Below are 6,661 nucleotides of genomic sequence, written 5' to 3'. Positions count from 1 at the left end.
GGGTCATGCCGTCATGGGCGGCGATGAAATTGACCGTGCGGCTGGCGCTTTGTTCGTTTGCCGCAAACACATCGGACGAACCGGAAAGCCGGGTCGCCAGTGCGCCGACCATGCCGGCGTCACCGCGCCAGAAGCGCCTGATATCATCGCGATACTTGTCATTCCATTCGAGGAAAGGCGGCGGAAAATTCCCGAGCTGATAGCCATCCGGACCGATGTCCCAAGGTTCGGCGATCAGCACGCGATCGGCCAGCAGCACGTCCTCGCCCATCGCCTTCAGCAACGGCGCCTCGTCGTCGAATGTCCCTTCGACCCGTCCCAGAATGGGCGCCAGGTCGAAGCGGAAACCATCGACGCCGGCATAGCGGACAAAATGGCGAAGCGTGTCGAGGACCATCTCCCCAGCGATCGGGTGGTCGCATGCCACCGTGTTACCCGTCCCGGTGTCGTTGGCCAGCCTGCCGTCCGGCGTGTGCCGGTAATAGGCCTGGTTGTCGAAACCGCGCAGCGACAGTGTTGGCCCGAGCCGGTCGCTCTCGCCGGTGTGGTTGAAGACAAGGTCCAGAATGACGCCGATGCCGGCCTGCCGTAGCGCGGCGACCGCGTTCCGCAATTCCATGATGCCGCCAGGCGCAAGGCGTGGATCAAGCGCCATGAAGGTGACGGGATTGTAGCCCCAGGCGTTGCGCAGCCCGAGCGGCGGCAGGTGCCGTTCATCGATCGACGCCGTCACCGGCATCAATTCGACAGCACTGACGCCGAGCTTTTTCAGGTGCTCGATAACCACAGGATGGGCGAGAGCAGCGACCGTGCCGCGCAGGTTCTCGGGAATGTCCGGATGCAGCATGGTGAAGGCGCGCACCGGCACTTCGTAGATCAGGCCGCCGGGCTGGAACAGCGGCGGCGCTGCCGGCACTGGTTTCGGCAAGGCAGCGGCAATGGCCTTTGGCATCAGCGGCGCGGTATCGAGGCCCTCGCCCCGGCGCCGGGTCAGCTGCCAGTCATAGGCGTAAGGCCTGTCGATCCCGAGGGCGTAGGGATCGATCAACATTTTTTCGGGGTCGAACCATAGGCCGCGATCCGGCGCATAGTCGCCATCGGCGCGAAACCCGTAGCGGGTGCCTGGGCCAAGACCGGCGACGAAGAGCGCATGCACGCCCTCGCCTTCCAGCTGCAGCTCAAGCCGTTCGATTTCCTGGTTGCCCTGCTCGTCAAAAATCGAGACCCAGAGCCGACGGGCGGCCTGCGACCATGCGGCAAAGCGAATGCCGCCCTCCGAAACAAGCCCGCCAAATCGCGGCCGCTGATCGGCCGGCATCGCAGATTTCATTAAGTGATGACACTCGGCTTGGCGCGGCCGGTATGGCTGCGAATCCCTGCAATATCATCGGCCGCCGATATCAGATCGGCAAGGGCGGCCTGGGTATCGAGATCGTGCCGCGACGTGTCCGGCTCGTAGCGCTCGATATAGACGCGCAAAGTCGCGCCCGACGTGCCCGTGCCCGAAAGCCTGAAGACGACACGCGAACCGCCTTCGAACAGCACCCTGATGCCCTGGTGTTCGCTGGTCGAACCGTCGACCGGATCGTGATAGGCGAAGTCGTCGGCGCTGGCGATCGTCATGCCGCGCACCTTGGTCCCCGGCAATGAACCGAGCTTGGCGCGGAGTTCGTCGACCAGCGCGTTGGCGCGGTCACTTTCGACCTCCTCATAGTCGTGGCGCGAATAGTAATTGCGGCCATAGGTCGCCCAATGCTCGGTGACGATCTGCTTGCAGCTCTCACCGCGCGCGGCGAGGATGTTGAGCCACAGCAGCACCGCCCACAGGCCGTCCTTTTCGCGGACATGGTTTGAGCCGGTTCCGGCACTTTCCTCGCCGCAGATCGTCGCCATGTCGGCGTCGAGCAGGTTGCCGAAGAACTTCCAGCCGGTCGGAGTTTCATAGATGCCGATGCCGAGTTTTTCGGCGACGCGATCGGCCGCGCCACTGGTCGGCATCGAGCGGGCGATGCCCTTCAGGCCTTCGCTGTAGCCGGGAGCCAGGCGGGCGTTGGCGGCAAGCATGGCGACCGAATCCGACGGCGTGACGAATATGCCCTTGCCGATGATCAGGTTGCGGTCGCCGTCGCCATCGGAGGCGGCGCCGAAATCCGGAGCGTCCGGCCCCATCATCTCGTCATAGAGATGTTTGGCATGGACGAGGTTGGGGTCCGGATGGTGACCACCGAAATCGGGTAGCGGCTTGAAGTTGCGGCAGGTGCCGTTGGGCGCGCCAAGCCGGTTTTCCAGGATCTCCTTGGCGTAGGGGCCCGTCACCGCGTGCATGGCGTCGAAGCGCATGCGGAAGCCGTATTTGAAATTGGCGCGGATGGCGTCGAAATCGAACAGGCTTTCCATCAGCTCGGCATAGTCGGCGACCGGATCGATGATCTCGACCGTCATGCCGCCGGCCTTGACCGTGCCGATCTTGTCGATGTCGATCGCCTCGATATCGGTGGTCTTGAAGCTCGCAATCGTCTTGGTCTTTTCGAAGATCGCGTCGGTCAGCTTTTCCGGCGCCGGACCGCCATTGCCGGCATTGTACTTGATGCCGAAATCCTCGTGCGGACCGCCCGGATTGTGGCTGGCCGACAGGATGATGCCGCCGAAGGTCTTGTATTTGCGGATGATATGCGAGGCGGCCGGCGTCGACAGGATGCCGCCCTGCCCGACCATCACCTTGCCGAAGCCGTTGGCGGCGGCCATGGCGATCGCCTTCTGGATGACCTCGCGGTTGTAGAAGCGGCCATCGCCGCCGATCACCAGGGTCTTGCCCTTGAACCCGTCGAGCGCGTCGAAGATCGACTGGATGAAGTTCTCGGCATAGTGCTCCTGCTGGAACACCGGCACCTTCTTGCGCAGGCCCGACGTGCCGGGTTTCTGGTCGGGATAGGGCTTGGTGGGGACGGTCCGTATCATGCTTCAGGCAACCCTTTTCGAAAGCAGCAAGCGATAGAGTTCGACATATTTTTCGGCGCTCTTGTCCCACGACACATCGGCTTTCATGCCCTGGCGCTGCAGCGATTCCCAGACCGCCGGACTGGCATGTGCGTCGACGAGGCGGCGCACGGCGTGCAGCAGGGCGCCGCCATTGTTGGGCGCGAACTGGAAGCCGGTCGCGACGCCGGCCGAGACGGCGGCCTCGTTGGCATCGATGACCGTATCGGCCAGGCCGCCGGTGCGGGCAACCAGCGGCACGCAGCCATAGCGCAGGCCGTAAAGCTGCGTCAGCCCGCAGGGTTCGAAGCGCGAGGGAATGACAATGGCGTCGCAGCCGCCTTGCATGATGTGCGACAGCCCCTCGTCATAGCCGATGACGACGCCGATGCGGCCACGATGTCGAGCTGCGGCTGCGAGCAGCGCGCCTTCGAGGCCGGCATCGCCCGAACCCAGGATGGCCAGCCGGGCGCCCCTGGCAACGATGCCGTCGACGACCATCGCCAGTATGTCCATACCCTTTTGCCAGGTCAGGCGGCTGATGACGCAGACGATCGGGCTGTCGTCGCGCTCGAGGCCGAAGCGGTCCTCCACGGCAGCCCTGTTGGGCGCGCGCGCCTTCAGCGTCGCGGCCGTATAGTCGGAGACCAGATGCTTGTCGGTTTCCGGGTCCCAGATGCCGGTGTCGATGCCGTTGACGATGCCATAGAGATCGCTGGAGCGCATGTTGATAAGGCCGTCGAGGCCCATGCCGAATTCGGCCGAGCGGATCTCCTGCGCGTAGGTCGGGCTGACGGTGGTGATTGCCCAGGCCGCTTGCAGGCCGGCCTTGAGGAAGCCGACGCCGCCATAATATTCGACGCCGTCGAGCGCCATCGCCACCGCCGGCAAGCCAAGCTCGCCGAAGATGCCGGCGCCGAACTGGCCCTGGAAGGCAAGGTTGTGGACGGTCATCATCGAGGGGACACCAACCGCCTTGCCGTAGCGCATGTATGCAAGCGTCATCGCCGACTGCCAGTCATGGGCATGGACGATGTCGGGCTGGTAGCCGGAGATGGCCCCGCCGGCGATGTCGCCGCCGACCTGGCTCAGCGCCGCGAAACGCCGCCAATTGTCAGGCCAATCGACGCCGGTCGCATTGCCATAGGGGCCGCCGGGGCGGTCGAACAGATGCGGCGCGTCGAGCACGAACAGTTCGAGCCCGGCGAGCTGGACGGAATGGACGGAGGCCTTGGCGCCCTGCAGCAAGGGATATTGCAGAACGGCCTTCTTTTTCTTGAAGGCCGCCATCACGGTCGGAAAGCCGGGAATAAGCGTGCGCATGGTCACGCCCTTGGCCGCCAGTGCGATGGGCAGCGCACCGGTCACGTCGGCAAGCCCGCCGGTCTTGATCAGCGGAAAAATCTCGGGCGTGACCGACAGAACCTGCATGCGCCTACAATCCGATCCTGTCTGTCCTAGAGCCCTTTGTCTTGACCCAATTCCGGACGGAAAACCGTTTCACACTTTTCCTGGAATTGCTCTAAAGCGCCAGCTTGTCGATCATGTCCTGGGTGACCAGGCAGATGCCCTTTTCAGAAACACGGAAGCGCTTGGCGTCGAGGACGGGGTCTTCGCCAACCACCAGCCCTTCCGGTATCCTAACACCATGGTCGATGACGACGCGCTTCAACTTTGCGTTCCGGCCGACATGAACGTCGGGCAGCATGACCACTTCTTCGAGCGTCGAATAGGAATTGATGCGCGCACCGGTGAAGATCAGGCTTCTCTTCAGCGAGGCACCCGAGACGATGCAATCGCCCGAGACCAGCGAGGAAACGGCGGAGCCGCGGCRGCCATCCTCGTCATGCACGAACTTTGCCGGCGGCTTCAATTCGGCATAGGTCCAGATCGGCCAGTCGCGATCGTAGAGGTCGAGTTCCGGCGTGACGTCGGTCAAATCGATGTTGGCTTCCCAATAGGCGTCGACCGTTCCGACATCGCGCCAGTAGGCCTCGTTCTCGGCGGTCGAACGGACGCAGGACTTGGCGAAGCGGTGGGCGATCGCCTTACCGTGCTGGACGATATAGGGAATGATGTCCTTGCCGAAGTCGCGGCTCGAGCCCGGCTCGGCCGCATCACGGCGCAGTTGCTCCATCAGGAACTTGGTCTTGAAGACGTAGATGCCCATCGAGGCCAGCGCGAACTCCGGCCTGTCGGGAATGCCGGGCGGATCGGCGGGCTTTTCGACGAAGGCAATGATGTTGTCCTTGGCGTCGACATGCATGACGCCGAAGCCGACGGCTTCCATGCGCGGCACTTCGAGGCAGCCAACGGTGACGTCGGCATTGGCGTCGACGTGCTGGCGAAGCATCATCTCGTAGTCCATCTTGTAGATGTGGTCGCCGGCGAGGATGACCATGTATTCGGGCCCGTAAGCCTCGATGATGTCGATGTTCTGGTAAACCGCGTCGGCCGTGCCCTCATACCACTGCGTTTCCGAAACACGCTGGCTGGCCGGCAGGATGTCGAAACTCTCGTTTCGCTCGGGTCGCAGGAAGTTCCAGCCGCGCTGCAGATGACGGATCAGCGAATGCGCCTTGTACTGGGTGGCGACGCCCAGGCGGCGAATGCCGGAATTGAGCGCGTTGGAGAGCGCGAAGTCGATGATGCGCGTCTTGCCGCCGAAATAGACGGCCGGCTTGGCGCGTCGGTCGGTCAGTTCCTTGAGGCGGCTGCCGCGGCCGCCGGCCAGTACATAGGCCATGGCATCGCGCGCCAGCGGCTGGGTCCGTTTCAAGTCTGCCATTTCTAGCCTCCCAAGTTACTCAGTCTCGACATGTTACCCGGTTTCGGGGGTCAGTCCGCAACGAGTTCGAGCATGATCGTCGACAGCGGCGGCAGAAGCATCGTTGCCGAGATGCCGCCTCCCTCCGCCAGCGCCTCGACCATGCCGCCATTGCCCTTGCCGGAACCGCCATATTCCGCGGCGTCGGTGTTGATGATTTCGCGCCAGTTTCCGGCCGTCGGCAACGGCACGCGATAATTGTCGCGCGGCACCGGCGTGAAATTGGAGATGACCGCCACCGGGCTGCCGCCCGGTGCACTGCGCAGCCAGGCAAAAACCGAATTCTGGCTGTCGTCGACGATCAGCCAGGAAAACCCTTCCGGTTCGCAATCGCGGCCATGCAGCGCCGGGCGCGAACGGTAGAGATAGTTGAGATCGCGCACCGTTTGCCAGACGCCGCGATGCGGGCGGAACTCAAGCAGGTTCCAGTCGAGCGCGCGTGCCTCGCTCCATTCGCGGCGCTGCGCGAACTCCTGCCCCATGAACAGCAGCTTCTTGCCGGGATACCCCCACATGAAGGCGTAGTAGGCGCGCAGCGTCGCGAATTTCTGCCAGTCGTCGCCGGCCATCTTGCCAAGCAGCGTACCTTTGCCGTGCACGACCTCGTCATGCGAGAGCGGCAGCACGAAATTCTCCGAGAAGGCGTAGGTCAGGCCGAAGGTGAGATCGTTGTGGTGGTGCTTGCGGAATATCGGCTCCTTGGAGAAATACTCCAGCGTGTCGTGCATGAAGCCCATGTTCCACTTGAAGCCGAAGCCCAGCCCGCCTTCATGCACCGGTGCCGAGACCTTCGGCCACGAGGTCGACTCCTCGGCGATGGTGATCACGCCCGGATGGTGGCCGTAGACCTCCTTGTTC

General features: G+C 63.4%; 5 protein-coding genes. All 5 read right to left on the bottom strand.

Annotated elements, in window-relative coordinates; genetic code table 11:
* A partial coding sequence (locus ACXJ7R_RS21440; RefSeq protein ID WP_457153598.1) for an alpha-amylase family glycosyl hydrolase occupies positions 1 to 1,318 on the bottom strand: 1,318 nt, incomplete at its 3' end.
* Between the two features lie 11 nt (positions 1,319 to 1,329).
* Positions 1,330 to 2,958 (bottom strand): alpha-D-glucose phosphate-specific phosphoglucomutase, encoded by a 1,629-nt coding sequence (locus ACXJ7R_RS21435; RefSeq protein WP_457153597.1) that lies wholly within the window; start codon positions 2,956 to 2,958, stop codon positions 1,330 to 1,332.
* A gap of 3 nt (positions 2,959 to 2,961) precedes the next feature.
* Positions 2,962 to 4,407, bottom strand: a complete 1,446-nt coding sequence (gene glgA, locus ACXJ7R_RS21430) for a glycogen synthase GlgA (protein ID WP_457153596.1) — start codon at positions 4,405 to 4,407, stop codon at positions 2,962 to 2,964.
* 91 nt (positions 4,408 to 4,498) lie between these two features.
* Entirely contained in the window at positions 4,499 to 5,764 is a 1,266-nt protein-coding gene (glgC, locus tag ACXJ7R_RS21425; protein WP_457153595.1) for a glucose-1-phosphate adenylyltransferase, read from the bottom strand.
* Between the two features lie 50 nt (positions 5,765 to 5,814).
* A partial coding sequence (locus tag ACXJ7R_RS21420) for an alpha amylase C-terminal domain-containing protein (protein ID WP_457153594.1) occupies positions 5,815 to 6,661 on the bottom strand: 847 nt, incomplete at its 5' end.

The sequence above is a fragment of the Mesorhizobium sp. P5_C1 genome (assembly GCF_054049815.1).
Note: the sequence above shows the minus strand (reverse complement) of the source record. Positions and strands in the feature narration are given on the sequence as shown.

Coding starts and splice junctions, on each gene's coding strand:
- glgA (WP_457153596.1), bottom strand. CDS start 4,407: ATGCAGGTTCTGTCGGTCACGCCCGAGATTTTTCCGCTGATCAAGACC.
- ACXJ7R_RS21435 (WP_457153597.1), bottom strand. CDS start 2,958: ATGATACGGACCGTCCCCACCAAGCCCTATCCCGACCAGAAACCCGGC.